Source organism: Sorangiineae bacterium MSr12523 (assembly GCA_037157775.1).
In the GTDB taxonomy this organism is placed as follows: Bacteria; Myxococcota_A; Polyangia; order Polyangiales; family Polyangiaceae; genus Pendulispora; species Pendulispora brunnea.
In genome coordinates, this window is the sequence record CP089982.1 from 6444202 (window position 1) to 6460446 (window position 16245).

Below are 16245 nucleotides of genomic sequence, written 5' to 3' on the forward strand. Positions count from 1 at the left end.
CGCCCAGGCTTTCTGACTGTAATTTTCCCTTTCCGACGAATTTCGAGGAGGCGTTTTCCACATGATTCGAGCTCGATGGCTCGTCGCCGTTGCTGCAGCGTCCTCGCTCGCGCTGCAGCTCGCGACCCCGACCTGCGCCTTCGCGCAACGATCGAACGGCCCCTCGCAGGCTGACATCCGCACCGCGCGGGATCTGTTTGCCAAGGCGGAGAAGGACCAAGAAGCGGGCCAGTGGGCCCAAGCCTTGGACAAGTACCAGCGTGTCAGCGCCATCAAGATGACGGCCGGCGTGCGTTTTCGCATCGCACTTTGCGAGGAGAACCTCGGGCGGCTGCTCGATGCACAGGCCGACTACACGGGGGCGCAGGAGCAGGCACGCGCCGACAGCATGAAGGACGTGCTGGATGCCTCCACGGAGGCACTCGCCCAGTTGAAACAGCGCATTCCCACGCTGAGGGTGGTGATCCCCGCGGGGGTCAACGACGCAGAGGTGCTCGTCGACAAGAAGCCCATTGCCTCGAGCGAGACGGGCTACGTGACCAGCCTGGAGCCGGGCGCGCACGCGTTGGAGGTCCACGCACCGGGCCGGCAGCCCTACGCGAAGACCATCAAGGTCGTGGAGCGCGAGATCACGACGGTGGAGCCTCCGCTGCTGCCGGTGACTCAGCAGCCGCCGGCCGCGGTAGCCGTTCCGCCACCGGCCGCAACGACCACGCCGCCGCAGGCACCGAAGGAGACGCCCCCGCAACAAGCCGCCCCCGAAGGGCGCAATCTCGCCCTACCCATCGCGACCACGGTCGGTGCCGTGGCGCTCGTGGGCCTCGGGTTCGGCTCGTACATCTTGGCCGGCAACAAGGCCGACGATGCGCGAAGCAAGTGTGAGGCGCGTGGCGGCGATCCGTGCACCGATTCGCGCAGCACGATTCGCACGTTCGATGCGCTGGCCATCACGGGATGGGCGGCGGGCGCCGCCCTCGGTGGCTTGGCGATTTATCTGTGGACCCGCCCCGCGCCGGCGTCGAGTGGTACGGGGACCGCACTCACCGCGCCCGCAAACGGCGCGCGCTACGTGCGACTCGTTCCGTGGGGGCAAGGCATGCGACTCGAAGGGAGCTTTTGATCGTGCGTCGTTCTTCCGTGATTTTCTCCACCGCATTGACCACGGTCTTCATTGGCGCCATCTGGGGCTGCGGCGATCTGTTTCACAGCACGGACTTCAGCGAGGTGTCGAAACGCGACGACAAACCGATCAATTTCTGCGAGTGGGATCAAGGAACGGCCGCCTTGCGCGCCGAGCACGCCTGCACGATGCTCCTGTCCTGCCAGAAAGGCTTCGCGGCCGACGCCCCCAATGCGCTCGGCGAGTGCATGCGGCGCGCGATCATGGCGTACGACTGCCAGGTCGCCCCGAACCGCCCGGTGAAGGGGAAGACGCGGGCGTTTTGGGATTGCCTCTGGCGCGCCAAGACGTGTGTCGCGCAAGACCCGACGAAGGAAAACGATGTCGCAGAGTGCTTCAAGCTCGACGACGGTTCGTCGCCGCCGACGGGATGCCAACAGCGGGACACGGACTACGTCACCTGCGAGGGTCCCTTGCGCGCCCAATGCCGCGCACACAGCCCGCAAGCGGAGTTCGATCCGTGCGTGGCCACGGGACAGACCTGCGCAGTCCTTCCCGGGAACAAGGTGGTCTGCGCCGGCTCGAGCAACGGCGCCTGTGCCAGCCCCGGATGCGACACCACGCGACTGCACACGTGCTCGGACGGCGGCATGCCGCAAGATCACGGGGTCGATTGCGCGAACTTCGGTGGTGAAGCCTGCATGGTCGCTTCGGATGCGGGGCCCGCGTGCAAGCTCAGCGCCCCCCCACTTCCCGATGGCGGCGCTCCGGAACCGGATGCAAGCGCTGGCGAGGCGTGCCCCCCCTCGGGGCAAGTCGTGTGCGCGGGGGGCACCGCCCGAGGTTGCCCGACGGGCATCTGGGAGACCGTCCAATGCGAGCACATGGGCCTGGCCTGCACGACGACACCCGCCGATGTTGGCGACGCGTTCGATGTTTCGCGCGCCTGCGGAAATCGCACCGCGGCGTGCCCCGACGACTGCGATGGAGAAAAGTTGGTCGCGTGCATCCGAGGCGCCAAGTTGGGGGCCATCGATTGCGCCAACCACGGCTTGGGCAAGTGCACCAAGCAGCAGACCGCAGACGGGAAAACGCAGGCCACGTGTGGACCTCCGCTTCCCCGTCCGTGATTGCACGATTCAGAACTGGACGCTGAGGTTCACCCGAGTATCGGCGACGGTGACGTCCTTCTCCCAGGTCGTCTTCCCCGGTGCGGCCACGCTCACGTGGTACGTGCCGGGGAGGACCAAGACGTGGAACGATCCGTCAGGATTGACGGGGCGGCTCTGCGTGGCCGTGCCGGAGCGCGTCACGGTGACCGTGGCGCCCGAGACACCGGCGGGGACGACGCCGCGCAAACCGCTGCCGTCGAGGCGTGCGAGGGCAACCTGCCAGGCGCCGCGCAGCTTGGTGACCGTGCGATCGCGCCAGGTGGCGTACGACGGCTGGAAGCCCTGGGCGGAGCGATTGACCTCGATGACGTAGGCCGCCACCGAGTACTTGTTGTGCATCCAGTCGATGTCCCCGCCGTCGACGGCATAGAGCGTCTCCCACGAGGTGCCGTATCGGTAATTGCCACTTCCACTGTCGGACGGCAGCTTGGCCGCCATGGACTGGGCCAGGCCGCGCAGAATGTCCCGCGTGGGCGACTGCACGCCGTCGCACCCGTACGGATAGATGATCAATTCGCTGTACGAGTGGTACGAGATGTCAATCACGGGACGCGTCGCCGCCACGTGGTTCATGAGCACATTGGTCTCGGGCTCGGAACCGGCGCTCGGCCCGCGGTAGGTCTCGGAGCTCGCGCTTCCCGACGAGCCATTGCACGAGCCCCACGCGTACGGATAATTGCGATTGATGTCGACACCGGTGCCCGACGGACACGAGCCGCTCGAGGGGCAGCCGCGCGTGTTCTTGCGCCAGTAATTGTCGGTGTTCCACACCTTGTTGTTGCCGTCGACGTTGAGCATGGGAACGACCCAAATCTCGTTCGCGTCGACCCAATGGGTGATGTTCGCGTCCGTCCCATACTTGTTGAGAAGCTGCTCGATGGTGTCGAGGGCCACCTCGGGCGACATCACCTCGCGTGCATGGTGCATCCCATTGAAGAGGATGACCGGCTTGTTCGGCGAATGCTGCGCCACGTCTTTGGTGATCTTGATGGCCCAGATGTCGCGCCCCTCGCGGGATTTGCCAATCGACTTGACCGAGGCAATGGCGGGATGCGCCGACGCGAATTGGTGAATCAACGTATCGATTTCCGCCGGCGTCTTGTAGGCGGCGTCCGGCGCCAACTCCTCTTCTGCAGCGAGCTTGTGACGCACGACGCTCATGCCCTGTTGCGTCAGTTCTTCGACTTCATAATCAGTCAAAATGACATCTGCTTGCGATGCTGGCAAATCCACACCCGCGATGTCCAATCCGCGTGATTGCAAAAATTGCATCTGACGCGGATAGTCGGTCAGCTGGAATGTCACGAGGCGGCGGGCGCCGTGCGCGCGGGCGATCAATTCGTCCGCGCTCGTCGACCATTCCGTGTCGGGTGTCGACGCCGAAGAACAACTTGCCAGCAAAATAGCTGCAGGAACCACGGCCGCGACGCGCACTACGGCCTTCATCGTCTTCAACGAGAATCGGCTGCTCATGGTGATGCCTCCCCTGAGGGTAACGATCGACTGAACGTACCTTCTCGGATCTCAGCTATGCGAGGAGCACCGCGGCGGCGGGCTTCGCCGGGATTGTTCCGCTGCCGCTGTTCGATGGCGATGCAGGTCCGAGACTGGACGACTCAATCGGGTGTTGGGTTGGAGTTCGAGAGTCGGGCGTGTGGGCGAGCGGGAGGCTATTTGGAAAGGACGCCGGTGGCAATCAATATAGCGATGGCAATGCCCATCAAGCTTTCACCTGCAATGAACCCCGAGCTGATGGGCACGACCGTCTGTTCGGCGACCCGCGGATGCCGCCGGCGCATGAACTCCGCAATGGACGCGCCAATGAACATGGCGATCGAATTGGAGCCCGGAACGACCATGGCCATGCCCACGCCGGACGCCGACGGGATGTACGGCTTGAGGCTCTTCGGCGCCCAGCGCTCGAGCAAGGTGATGGCAATGCCGAGGGCGAAGGCCACGCCAATCGCCGTTCGCGCCATTGGATGAAGCCCGCCAATGCCCAGCGAGAGCGCCCGTGACACGCCGGCCCATACGAGGACGCTGGGCGCGGGGAACTGCGTCGAGCCAATGACTTCGGCCGTGGGCACCAGCAGGTTGTACGCGGGAACGACCACCGCAGCGCCGGCGACCACGCCGAACAATTGCGCGAAAAGCTGCTTGCGCGGATTGGCGCCAAGCAAATAACCGCTTTTCAAATCGGTGAGCAGATCGGCGCTGTGCAGCCCCACGCCCGCGGTCACGTTCGCCGTCATGACGTTCGCCACCACGTTGCCTGGCAAGAGCGCACCGAAAATGAGCTGCGTCATCGGCCCCATGGCTTTGGTCGGCGTAATGTCCGTTTCACCCGTGACGCGCGATCCGACGATGCCCACGACGAACGTCAGCGGCAAGGCGATGAGCGCGGCCCAAAGCGGCACCTGAAAGAGCCACATCATGAGAACGACCGCGAGGGGCGCCAGCGCGAGGAACCCGACGGGGAACCACCACGTGGGGCACTCGACATCGGCGAGCGGGTCGACTTCTCCTTCTTTGCGCTTGCGAAACAGGGCGACCACGCTGCCGAAGGAGCGCGCGATGCTTCGCCACTGGAATGCAAAGGAAAGCATGTTGCTCGAGACCAACAGCGCCGCCGCCGGCCACAAGGTGAATTGCACGATGTTCCTGTAGACGACGCTCTCGATGGCCCCCCGCGAGTACATGGCCGGGCCCAGCACGCCGTAATTCAAAATAGCGCCAAGCAGCAGCGACCAACCCGTCTTGAAGCTCATGAGCGCGCCGGCGCCAAAGAGGATCAAGCTGCCGTCGAGGGAGAGCGTCCATTTCTCCGCGGGGACGCCGCCTATCTTGAAGGGCAATCCAAAGTGCGCCGGCAGATTGAAGGGGAGCCAGCGCGTTTTTGCATCGCGAAAGAACGCGATGACCGCGCCAATCATGCCTGCGCGAATGAGGTAACGCGCTTTGTTGGTCGCACCGCCGTGGTGGTGCAACGACTTCAACGTCTCGGCGGTCGCCGTCCCCGTCGGGAAGGCCAATTTGTCGATGTTGATGAGTTGTCGCTTGAGCGGAATGGCCACGAAGACGCCCATGGCCGCGATGACCGCGAACCAGACCATCAGCGGGATGCTGTCCGGGCGAATGCCCGTGAGCAGAAGAAGAGCAGGCACGGCGGACATGTTCCCGCCGCCGGTCATGAAGCCCGCGGCCGAGGCCACCGACCCCATGGCGTTGTTCTCGAGCACGGAGAACTCACGCTTGGTGATGCGCATGGCCGCGAGAAGGCGATAAATCGCAAACGCGAGGATGCACGCGGTGACGGTGACGGCGAGGCTCCAGCCCGTCTTCAAGAAGACGTACAGGTTCGACAGGCACATCACGCCACCGAGGAACATCCCCGTGATGACCGCGCGCACGGTGAGCTGCACCGCGCCCGGCTGATAGACCTCACGAAGCCAACGCAGCTCCGGGTCCTGCGCTTCCTTCTGCGCTTCCTTCTGCTCTTCCTTCTGCGCTTCCTGCTTCGGTGACGGCATCAGGGTGAGACTACCATCGCGCTGCCACCACCCCGGCGGACGGGTTCGGCCACCGCGGTGACCGTGCCGTCGTCGTTGAATTGGATGCCGGTGGCCGCGCCGATCTCCGCCGTTTCGACGAATTGGTGACCGCGCGCTTTGAGCGCTGCACCGATGTCCGAGTTGATGAAGGCAGGCTCGGCGGTGCTCTTGGTGTCCGTGCCCGGCGTCACCACGATGTTGCGCTCGGAGACGCGCGGCTCCGCGAGAGCTTGCGCAAGGGGCATGTTGAAATCGAAATAGTTGATCAATGTCTGCCCCACCGTGGTGATGATCGTGCTGCCGCCCGGGCTGCCCACCGCGATGCGCGGCTTGCCGTCCTTGAAGATCAAGGTGGGGGTCATGCTGCTGCGGGGGCGCTTGCCCGGTTCGAGGATGTTCGCAGCCTTGGCGTTGGGATCCGTCGGGATGTCGAAGTCGGTGAGCTCGTTGTTCAGGAGGAAGCCGAGGCCCGGCACGACGATGCTGCTGCCGCCCTCGAATTCGATGGTGAACGTGTACGAGACGATGTTGCCCTCGGAATCGGTCACCGTGATGTGCGTCGTCTCGCGCGTGGCGCCGCCCGGCGAGGTATCGAGCGCGGGCGTCTGCGCCGGCGGGCCGCTGGGGCTGGGATCGCTCTGGAAGGCGTAGGGATTTCCCGCCTTGGCGCTGCCGGTACCTGCCTTGTCGGTGATGACCGCGCGACGACTATCGGCAAAGCCCATCGAGAGCATGCCTTGCATCGGCACGTCCACGTACTCGGGATCGCCGTCGTAGGCATTGCGATCGGCGAAGGCGAGGCGCGATGCCTCGATGTACCGATGCAGGTGCAGCTCGCGATCGCCGTTCGCGCTGAACGGCGTCAGGATATTCAGTGTCTCCGCGAGGGTCATGCCGCCGCTGCTCGGTGCGGGCATGCCAATGACCGTGTGCCCGCGGTACGTGCTCTCCACGGGAAGTCGGACGCGCGCATCGTAATTCGCGAGGTCCTCCATGGTCATGACGCCGGCGCGCAGCGGCGGGTTGGCCTCGGGCGGCTGCCGCACCGCGTCCACGATCTTCTGCCCCACCTCCCCTTCGTAGAAAACGCGCGTGCCACCCTCGGCGATTTTGCGGTACGTGGCGCCCAATTCGGGATTCTTGAACAGGTCGCCCACGGCATGGGGCTCGCCCGCGTCGGTCAGGTACAGTTTGCGCGCGCTGGAGACGCGTTGAAACCGGGCCTGGTTGCGTTTCGTCTGGTCGACGAAGGTGGAGTCGACGACGAAGCCGTGTTCCGCCACGAAAATGCCGGGCTGCATCACCTCCCCGAGCGTCTTCTTTCCATAGCGCCGCAAGGCCTCTTCCCAACCGCGCAGGGTGCCGGGCACGCCCACGGAGAGGCCGCTGGCAATGATCTCGTTCGTATCGAGACGCTGGCCGCCTGGATAAAAGAGCGACGGCGTCTGCGCCTTGGGCGCCTTTTCGCGATGATCGATGGTGACGAATCGGTTTTCCTTGGCCAAGTAGATGACCATGAAGCCGCCCCCGCCGATGCCGCACGAAAACGGATCGGTGACGCCGAGAACCGCGGCGGCGGCCACGCTTGCGTCAATGGCATTTCCACCGCGCTTCAGAATTTCAATGGCAGCCAAGGTCGCGCGCACGTCGACCGTGGCGGCCGCGCCACCTCGCCCCACGGCCGTTGCCGCCGGCGTGGGCGGGTTGGCCAACACGTCGAACGACGCCGCCGCATCGGGCGCGCCGCCATCGGGCGGGGCGGAGACCTGCGTGGAGTCGTCGCACGCGACGAACCCAGTGAGCGCCACCAGCGGGATCAGCGAGAGGGTAAGCCATTTCGTCATTGCGCGAAGTTAGGCATACCGGCGCCCGCTGGGCAATGCCCCTTTCAGGGCCGATCCGCGAATGCGTGCTTACGGGAAAGACGAGAAAGGCGGAAAAGGGAAACTGTGGATCCCAAGATCCAGTGGACCGTCGATTTTGTTCACGTGTCCACGTGGAGATACTACGACGCCCTGCTCACGGTGATCCAAGGCGTAGGACGGGATCGCGGGAGGTCGAACTGGCCTGACACGTGCAAAGTTTGACGATTCACATGAAAACCGTTTTGAAATCCCTCTTTTCGATTCCCGTTCTCGCACTTACGGCGACAAGTCTCATGGTGGTCATGGTCGCCTGCAGTGGTTCGAGCAATTCGGGGGAGAACCCGGACGACAAGAAGACGGACAGCGGAAACGACGACGACGACAGCGGCACCAAGACCGATGCCGGGGACGACGAAGAAGACGCGGGAAATGACGCAAACGGCAATCCCGGCGCCGCGTGCAGCGGTGAGGCGAAGCAGGAGGCCTGCCTATCCTGTTGCGATAAACAAGCGGGCGGTGGCCGCGCGCTGCTCAACAAAGCGTTTCTGGATTGCAACTGCAAAGACGGTGCAGACTGCAAAGCCGAATGCGGTGACAATTACTGCTCGGGCAAAGCCGAATCCGAAGATTGCGCACAATGCCTGAAATCGGCCGACGATTGCGAGAACACGGCCGCCCAAGCCTGCGCCAATGATGCCAAATGCGTCGCGTACATCACCTGCTCCTCGGATTCGGAATGCGCCGACAAGGATCCGTGATCAGTTGCAGGACGATCCCTTCTCGAAGCCGTTCGCGGGCGATGCCTTGAGTTTCTTCTCCGTATCGGGACCGTAATCGCCATCTTCCCCGGTCGGATCGTCCGGGTGATTGCGGTTCCAGAGCCTCTGGAAGGCAAGAACGTCCTTGCCGCGCAGTTCGACGGCGTCGGCCCCGATGTATGTAAAGTGCATGCGGTCGCCGGGACCGAACCATTGGAAGTTCACCCCCTCCAGGGCGTCCTTCCACGCGGTGTTGTCGCCAATGTCGATGGCCAGGCCCTGCTCGTGGTTCGAGGCTCCGGGTGTGGCCGCGGCGGTGATGCTGCAACGCCCCGCCAAATGCCACTGGCGAAGGAGGTACTGCTGCGGAAGGCCGCGAAGCATCGAATTGATGCGCATCGTCATCGTCGGATTGGCCGCGAGGGCATCGCCCAGGGCCTTGGCGGCGGGCGGCTGCAGGTAGGCGAAGACGGCCTCGCCGCGCGTCTGGTTCGAGGTCGAATCGACGGGGGTCAGGGCGTTGGGCACGAGGCAATTCACCTCGTTGACGATTTGGCGGCTCAATCCGAGCACGGTGACGGTGGAACAGCCCTGGTCGACGGCTTGCTCGACGGTGAGGGCCGGCGCGAGCAAGCTTTCGGTGCTGCTGTTGAGGAAGGTCTGGCCGTCCAAGGCGAAGCCACCGAGCACCGGACCCTTGGCCTGAACGAGGCCGCCCCCGTCGGGGTCGAAAAGGCCGCCCTTCGTCTGGAGGACGCCGTCGCGCGATTGGAAGGGAAGCTGCGTGGTCTTGCCCGATGCGCTGGTGAGGGTGAGCACGTCGCGCGCGGCATTGATGGTGAATGTGCCGCTCTCGAGGCAGGCGTCGGGTCCAATCTGCGCGACTTCTTCGGCGAGCTCGCACTGGCTCTTCCAGGACAGGTAGTGCGTCGCATCGACGAAGGCGATCTCGGAGATGGGCCCCGCGCTCGTGGCCTTGTAGGAGCCACGAAGCACCGGGGCCTTGGACTCGTCCGCGGGCGGCGGCGGCGGCGAGGACGACGAGGAGCAGCCCCCCGCGATGGCGCAGCCCACGGCGAATCCGAGGCAAAGAAGCGTTCTCAATACGTCACCGTGACGTTGCCGCCGCCGTAGCCCGAGCAGCTACCCGCGGTGCGATTGGTGACGCCGTGGCTCAATCCGAGCGCGGACATGACCGCGTTGCCACCTTCCCAATCGCGGCTGACGGAGGTGTCGCGGATGTTCGCCACGACGCACTTGCCGCTTCCATTGCAGAGCGTCGCGGTCTTCTTCGAGCAGTACGACTTGGTGGGCGCGGCGACCCAGGGATCGCTGTCGGAGCAGGCCCCCTGCCCCGTGCAACCCCAAGACACCTGGCCTTCGGGCATGTTCTGCGAGAACGTGGAGCACGATCGGAGGAAGTCGCAGTCTCCTTCGTATTTCAGGCTCACGCGCTGGCTCGTCTTTTTGCCGCCGTTGTCGTCTCCGCCTCCGTTGTTGCCGCCTCCGTTGTTTCCGCCGCCGTTGTTTCCGCCGCCGTTGCTATTTCCCGACCCACCGTCGCCGTTGTCGCCGTTCGAGAAGGATTGATCGCCTGCGGTGAAGGCTTCGATGAGCGCTTTGATCAATTCGATGAGGCTCCCGCCATCCCCGACGAGGGATCCGCCGTCGTTCGGGACGAGCGGCCCGGCGTCGTCGCCCACGAGCGGCCCGCCCAACGTGTTGACGCTTTCCGCGCGCAGGCCGGTGAGGTTCGCGTCGCGGTTCACGTTCATCGCATGGAACGGCATGCGCTTCGTCTCGCCGGTGTCGACGTTGGTCAACGCGAGCTCGGTTTGCGCGTCGTTGATCGCATACGAGCCGCTCTCCAGGCATTTTTCCTGCTGTTCGCAGGGACTGCGCCACAAGAAGTAGTGCGCCGAATCGTAAAACGTGATCTCCGTGATGGCTCCGGCGCTCGTCGCTTGGTACGTGCCACTGAGCTTCGGAGCGGCGGGAGGTTCGTCCGACGTCGACGAGCATCCCACCATCAACGATCCAACGACCGCGCACCCGACGAAGACTGCATTCCAAGTTTTCATACGAGCTCCCCTGCTTAGACCTGTTCGGATAGGTGGCCGCAAAAGATTGCAACGTACGAACCACGCAAAATTGCCGTAATTTGTCGCTATTTCCGCATCTGCGCCGGAACGATCCGTTCCATCGGCGGATCTCCTCCTTCCTCTGTTCTTCTTTTGTCTTCTTTTGTTCCTCTAGACTGGAGTCATGGGTCTTCGGCTCCTCGTCTTCGATGGAACACCCAAGAAGGGTGAACGCCTTCTGCGTGCGGCATGGTCCACCGGTGCGCCTTTGTACCGCGCGCTGGGGCGCGTCGATGCGCATCACGGGGCGACGAGTTGGGCCGATGCGCTTGCGTGGCTCACGCAGTTCCGGCGAGGTGAGCCCATTTCCGAGATTCAATATTGGGGACATGGGAAGTGGGGCACCGTGTTCATCGCCAACGATGTCTTCACGGCACGGGCCCTCGAGGCGGGGCACACGCACTTCGAGGCCCTCGCCGCGCTGCGCGCGCGCATGCTGCCAGGCGGGCAATCGCTGATGTGGTTTCGCACGTGCGAGACGTTCGGGGCGCGTGCGGGGCATGCGTTCGCATCGCGGCTGGCGAATTTTCTCGGCGCCCGCGTGGCCGGGCACACGCACGTCATCGGCGCGCTGCAGAGCGGACTTCACGGGCTGCACCCGGGCGAGACTCCACGATGGTCCGATGCCGAAGGGCTCGCGGCCGGCAGCCCCGATGCACCGGTGTCGGCCAAGGGCTCGTCACCCGACGCGCCGCACACGATTCACTTCATGAACAACGTCGTGCCCGAGGCGTGGTTCTCGAGCTAGCGATTACAACGATTGCTGAAGCTGCGCACGGGCGAGTGCGTCGGCCGCGGCGGCGTTGGCAACGTCTTCGTCGCTCGCGCCACCCCGACCTTTCGCGGGCTGCTTCGAGGTAGCCGGCGCGCGGGGAGGCTTGACCACCGGCTTGGGCGCAGCGGAATGCCGTGGCTCGGGCGCGGGCGCTGCGCGTGGGGCCGTTTCTGCCGGCGGCGCGGACGCGGCGACAGGGGGCGGAGGCGCCGGCGGTAGATCCATCACGGAGATGGGCTGCGTCGAAGGGGTCGCGGGCCTCGGTTGAGGCTCCTCGGTGCGGGCCATCGATGGATCGACGAATGCGGCGCCGGTGCGAAGGAGCTCGTCCCCGCTGCCCTCGACGATGGCCACCGTGGCGACGGATCCAATGATGGCCATGGCGGCCAGGGCGAATGCCCACGACACCGTCGGTTGCGGCGCCGCGTGCATGCTGCGCGCCACCGGCGGCGCCGCAAAGACGCCCTCCGGCTCGTGCACGCGATTCATTCGCCGCGCCTCGCGGGCCGCGTCGAGCTGCGCCTGGATGCGCTCGGGCGTGAGCGGGGCAAAGGCGGTGAGGCTCGCTCTCCGCGTTTGCGCCATGTGCGCGGGCGCGCCCGCGGCCGGCGCATGCAGCGGAATGCGCGTCTCGGCCTCGTCGGGTTCGGGCTCCCCTCGCGCACCGGCATTTTGAAAGGGGCGAAAGTTCGTGCGCTCCTCGTCCACCGGACCGCGTCCCAGGTTCTTCGGATGCAGGCGGGTGAACTCGTCACCGCTCATCGAATCGTCGGCGATCAGCTTGCGGGTGTCATCCTCGGACGGGTCGGGCAACGAGCGGCGATTCAGGACGATGGTTTCGTTCTCATCCTCCTCGACCGCGGCAGTCGGCCGCGGCGGGGGCGTTTTAGGTGGCAACATTCAGCAGGCCCTCGCAAGCATCGTTGCAGAGGGCGATCCAACCACAAAGGGTGTCCCTATGTCCTGCGTTCACGCAGACGGCAGCGTAAAAACACGCTTGTAGGTGGGCTTCCTACGCTCGCGTCGCCTCCCATTTCCTGACGTGCGAGCACTTCGTGCGTTCCAACGGAGGTCCGTCGATCCAATGGCCCCCGCCGGGGCCACTGGACGACGCGTGAATCAGAGCGACTGCTCCAGCTGCTGCTCGGCGAGCTTTTTCGCCTCCTCGGCCAGGCTCTTCTCCTTCTCTTTGTCGCCCGAGCTCTTCTCGTCCTTCTTCTTGCCTTTGCCGTCCTTCTCGGGCTTCTCCGCCTTTGCTTCGGTCTTCGTCGGCTCTTTCTCTTTGGCCTCGGTATCGGCCTTCGCCTCGGTATCGGCCTTCGCGGATTTTTCCGGCGAGCGCGCGGGGCGGGGACGCGGTGTTGCGCGCGGCGGCGGGGGCGCGGCCGGCTTGACCACACCGGTCGCGGCGGGGCCCTGCGCCACCATGACACCTTGAGGCCCGGCCGGATACGCGGCGGCGGGATAGCCCGATTGCGGGTACATTGCACCCGTCGTTCCCGACGCGCCGGGATAGCTTGCCGGCGGTGTCGAGCCACGCGGGGATTGTGCGCTGGTGAGCGCTCCTTGCGGGGCCGACGGCTGTGCGGCCGCTTGCTGCATGCCATTGGTCGAGGGCATCGCGTTCGGTGCGGACTGCGCGGCTTGCGCATTCGGCGTGTCGATGAACTTGGCCATCTCGTCGAGCGCCACGTCGCTGTCTCCGCGAACGACCAGCGCGATGATCAAGCCACCGAGCACGCCGAGCGCCACGAACACCGCGACCCACGAGATCGTCGGCCGGCCGTCCTTGTCGCGCGAGAAGAACACCGTCGCCGGCTTGTCCATGCGAACCGCGGCGCGCTGCTCCGTCGGATCCTGGCGGCCCGTCGACATGCCCATCGGGCCCGAGTTGGGCGGCGGCGGCGGCGAAGAACGGTAAAACGGCGCGGCCGCGTCGTTTGCCATCATGCGCGGAGGTCCGAGACGCGTGGGCGCCTCGTACGACGGCTGCACGGCAACCGAGGGCGGCATGGGCTCGGGGGGCGGCGGCGCCTGCGTGACATAGGCGGCCGGCGGCGGCGCCAGGTACGCCGAGGGCGCCGGGTTCATGAAGGCGGTGGTCGCCGGCTCGGGCTCGTAGACCTCGGCGGGCGCGGGCACGTACACCGGCGGCGCCGGGGGAACGTAGACGGGCGCCGGCTGCGAACGCGGCGCCGGCGGGGCCGAGCGCGGGACCGGCGCAGAATTGCGCGGCGCGGGCGCGGAGGAACGCGCAGGCGGCGGAGCCGAACGCCGTGCCGCCGGCACCGAGCCCGTTGCGCCCATCGCACCTGACAGCACGGCGGCGGCGAGATCCGGACGCACCTGCGTCTGCTCTTCGTCCGGCACGCGCGGGGTGCGCTTCGACTTGGGGAACGACACCGCCGGCGGGCGCTCCGACGGCTCGCGCGGCGGCGGGGTCGTCTGCTTCGAGCGTTGCGGCATCAAGGTGGTCACATCCTCGCTGCCCTCCACGTGGGAGTCCTGGCTGGCGCGCGGGTTCGAGAAGAACATCGCGGCCGAGCGTTCCGACGCTTCGGAGGTGCGCGAAGGCTCGCGCGGCGTTGCAACGGGCGCCCGCTTGGGCGGACGCGCCGACTCTTGCAACGAATCGAGCCGTGACCTGGGCGGCGGCCGCGTGGGCGGCAGCTTCCGTCCATTTCTCTCGTGGGCCTCGGAAGCATCGACGTCGAACTGTTCGATGCGAGCGCTGCGCTTGGGTAACGGGAGCACGGAATGTCTTCTTGCAGCCCCCGAGCCAAACCGTACACGACGGCGCAAGCCGCAATTTTCAAGGTGTTTTCTCGACACTCGGTCGCGTGCGCGCACGAGTCCACCCAGGCCTTCTCCGCGTCCGGCCACGGATCTGGGGGTCCGAAGATCCAGAATGAAGGATCTAGCCGAGCCTTCGATCGTACGATCCCGCTGGGACTACAATCGACGGGCTTACCGTTTGCTCCGAGTCGGACGAAGATACGCACGATGACTGATCCTGCATTTCACGCGCTATTCGAACGCTGGGCGCGTCGCGTACGCACGAGGCTCGCGCTTCGTCGCATGCTGGCGGGAGCGGCCATCGGGCTGGCGGTCGCGCTCATTCCTGCGGCCATCGGCTGGAAAATGCGCTGGGCCGACCTGCGGCTCTGGGCACCCGTACTCGGATTGGCGGGGCTCGGGCTGGGATGGCTGATGGCGCGGCGTCGTCGATGGACGGACACGGACGTGGCGCTCTTTCTCGATGCGCGCCTTGAAACGGAAGAGGCGATTGCCACCGCGGTGGCGGGTGAAGCGGATCACCCGGGGGCTTGGGCGGTGGTCATCACGACCGCGACAACGGCGCTGGCCAAGGAAACGGGACAGCGGGCAAACCCGAGGCTGTGGAAGCCCGTGCATGCGCTGGGTGCCGTCGGCGCGATCGGGCTGGCGGTGATCGCGCGCCAACCGCTGCCTGCGGCTCCCGCGGCGGTGGCGGCACCGGGGACGACGAAGGTGCAGACCACGGAGGTCGAGGGGCTGGAGAAGGCGGCGAAGCTCGGTCAGCTGTCGCCTCGGGATGAGGCGCAACGCGAGCGGCTGGAGAAGATCGCGAAGGATGCGGAGGCGCTCAAGGAGGAGCTCCGCAAAGGAATGGAAAAGCGCGAGGCGCAGGACAAGATTGCGCGGCTGCGCGAGCAGCTTTCCCAAGAGCGATTGTCACTCGGCGAGGGCGAGCAGCGCGCAGGGCTCGAGAGCGCGGTGTCCAAGCTTCAAGAGAGCGAGGCGACGAAGAAGGCCGCAAAGGCGCTGGGCGACCATGATTTGCTGACGGTCGACCGCGAGATGGAGAAGCTGGCCAACGAGCGGGAGAAACAGGATCGGGAGCTGGCGAAGAAGAAGCTGGAAGAGGCGGCGGATGCCGCGAAGAAGAATGGCGCAGGCGACGTGGGCAAGGCTCTCGAGGAGGAGAAAAAGCTCATGGACCGGCGGGGCGAGCGAGCGGATACGCTGCGCGAGCTCGCGGACGCGATGAAGGGCGCCGGCGAAGCGAGCGACGAGCTAAAGACGCAGAGCGAGGCGCTGGATCGCCAAGGGAGCGACAAAGCAGCGAAGCAGTTGGCCGAGTCGCTGGGCAAGGCATTGGAAAAGATGACCCCCGAGGAGCGCAAGCGGCTCGCGGAGAAGCTGCGCGAGATGGCGAAGCAGTCGGGGGTGCCGCAGGCGGACGCGGATCGCATGAAAGACATGGCCAAGGATCTGGGGACGCCCGAAGGGCAGAAAGAGCTGGAGGAGAAGCTCAAGGAGCTCGCCAAAGAGAACACCGAATCGAGCGAGTCGAAGCGGCAGCAGGCGCTCGACGACGCGGAGCGGGGTGCGCAAGGAACGGAGCGCGGGCTCGGGGAGCAGGGCCAAGGGCAGCAGGGCCAGGGCCAGCAGGGGCAAGGGCAACAGGGCCAGGGGCAGCAGCAGCAGGGGCAAGGGCAGCAGGGTCAGGGGCAGCAAGGGCAGCAAGGGCAAGGCCAAGGGCAGCAGGCGGGAGCGGTTCCCATTCCTGGGGATGGGCAGACGGCGGGAAGTGGAAGTGGAACTGGTGGCGGCGGCGGACCGAAAAAGGGAAACAGTGGCGGCGCGGGGGATGCGCAGACGATGAAGTCGCGGGCGCGGGGCACGATTTCCAAGGGGCAAGCGATGCCGGGCACGGTGAATACATTCGTCCCGGGAAAGGCCGGCGGCACCGCCAACACGCGCGGCACGGGCGACTTGCGCATCGTCGGCCCCAGCGAAGTGGACGGAGTCGAACGAAGTGACGTGCCCGAGGAATACCGGGAGCACGTTCGGCAGTACTTTCAGCCATAGCCGCGTGGC

12 protein-coding genes are annotated in these 16245 nt (G+C 65.7%); 5 read left to right on the forward strand and 7 right to left on the reverse strand.

What is annotated here, in order from left to right; translation table 11 throughout:
• Positions 1 to 61 precede the first annotated feature (61 nt).
• The gene (locus LZC95_24935) at positions 62 to 1120 is read left to right on the forward strand and encodes a hypothetical protein (protein WXB00049.1); all 1059 of its coding nucleotides are present in this window, start codon (positions 62 to 64) and stop codon (positions 1118 to 1120) included.
• Positions 1121 to 1122: 2 nt separating this feature from the next.
• A complete protein-coding gene (locus LZC95_24940; protein WXB00050.1) occupies positions 1123 to 2250 on the forward strand; it encodes a hypothetical protein in 1128 nt (375 codons plus the stop codon).
• Positions 2251 to 2259: 9 nt separating this feature from the next.
• On the opposite strand, the gene LZC95_24945 is transcribed toward LZC95_24940, so the two are convergent.
• From LZC95_24945 to ggt, 3 genes are all read right to left on the reverse strand, one after another.
• Positions 2260 to 3765, reverse strand: coding sequence for a hypothetical protein (locus tag LZC95_24945; GenBank protein WXB00051.1), 1506 nt, complete (start codon positions 3763 to 3765; stop codon positions 2260 to 2262).
• 197 nt (positions 3766 to 3962) lie between these two features.
• On the reverse strand, positions 3963 to 5822 hold the full coding sequence (locus LZC95_24950) for an OPT/YSL family transporter (protein WXB00052.1): 1860 nt from the start codon (positions 5820 to 5822) through the stop codon (positions 3963 to 3965).
• Positions 5822 to 7687 (reverse strand): gamma-glutamyltransferase, encoded by a 1866-nt coding sequence (gene ggt / locus LZC95_24955; GenBank protein ID WXB00053.1) that lies wholly within the window; start codon positions 7685 to 7687, stop codon positions 5822 to 5824. The genes LZC95_24950 and ggt overlap by 1 nt, the downstream gene beginning before the upstream one ends.
• 251 nt (positions 7688 to 7938) lie before the next feature.
• Here ggt and LZC95_24960 point away from each other — a divergent pair, with 251 nt between their 5' ends.
• On the forward strand, positions 7939 to 8466 hold the full coding sequence (locus LZC95_24960) for a hypothetical protein (GenBank protein ID WXB00054.1): 528 nt from the start codon (positions 7939 to 7941) through the stop codon (positions 8464 to 8466).
• Here LZC95_24960 and LZC95_24965 read toward each other — a convergent pair whose 3' ends face one another.
• Together LZC95_24965 and LZC95_24970 are read right to left on the reverse strand one after the other, a co-directional pair.
• Positions 8467 to 9570, reverse strand: a complete 1104-nt coding sequence (locus tag LZC95_24965) for a M15 family metallopeptidase (protein ID WXB00055.1) — start codon at positions 9568 to 9570, stop codon at positions 8467 to 8469.
• A complete protein-coding gene (locus LZC95_24970) occupies positions 9567 to 10547 on the reverse strand; it encodes a hypothetical protein (GenBank protein ID WXB00056.1) in 981 nt (326 codons plus the stop codon). Before LZC95_24970 ends, LZC95_24965 begins: the two co-directional genes overlap by 4 nt.
• Positions 10548 to 10731: 184 nt before the next feature.
• Here LZC95_24970 and LZC95_24975 point away from each other — a divergent pair, with 184 nt between their 5' ends.
• Positions 10732 to 11355 carry a DUF4347 domain-containing protein gene (locus tag LZC95_24975; GenBank protein ID WXB00057.1) on the forward strand — a complete coding sequence of 208 codons (624 nt, stop codon included), beginning with the start codon at positions 10732 to 10734 and terminating at the stop codon, positions 11353 to 11355.
• Between the two features lie 3 nt (positions 11356 to 11358).
• On the opposite strand, the gene LZC95_24980 is transcribed toward LZC95_24975, so the two are convergent.
• Together LZC95_24980 and LZC95_24985 are read right to left on the reverse strand one after the other, a co-directional pair.
• Complete coding sequence (locus LZC95_24980) at positions 11359 to 12282, reverse strand: hypothetical protein (GenBank protein ID WXB00058.1); 924 nt, start codon at positions 12280 to 12282, stop codon at positions 11359 to 11361.
• A gap of 219 nt (positions 12283 to 12501) precedes the next feature.
• The gene (locus tag LZC95_24985; protein ID WXB00059.1) at positions 12502 to 14136 is read right to left on the reverse strand and encodes a hypothetical protein; all 1635 of its coding nucleotides are present in this window, start codon (positions 14134 to 14136) and stop codon (positions 12502 to 12504) included.
• Between the two features lie 249 nt (positions 14137 to 14385).
• Here LZC95_24985 and LZC95_24990 point away from each other — a divergent pair, with 249 nt between their 5' ends.
• Positions 14386 to 16236, forward strand: a complete 1851-nt coding sequence (locus LZC95_24990; protein ID WXB00060.1) for a hypothetical protein — start codon at positions 14386 to 14388, stop codon at positions 16234 to 16236.
• Positions 16237 to 16245 lie beyond the last annotated feature (9 nt).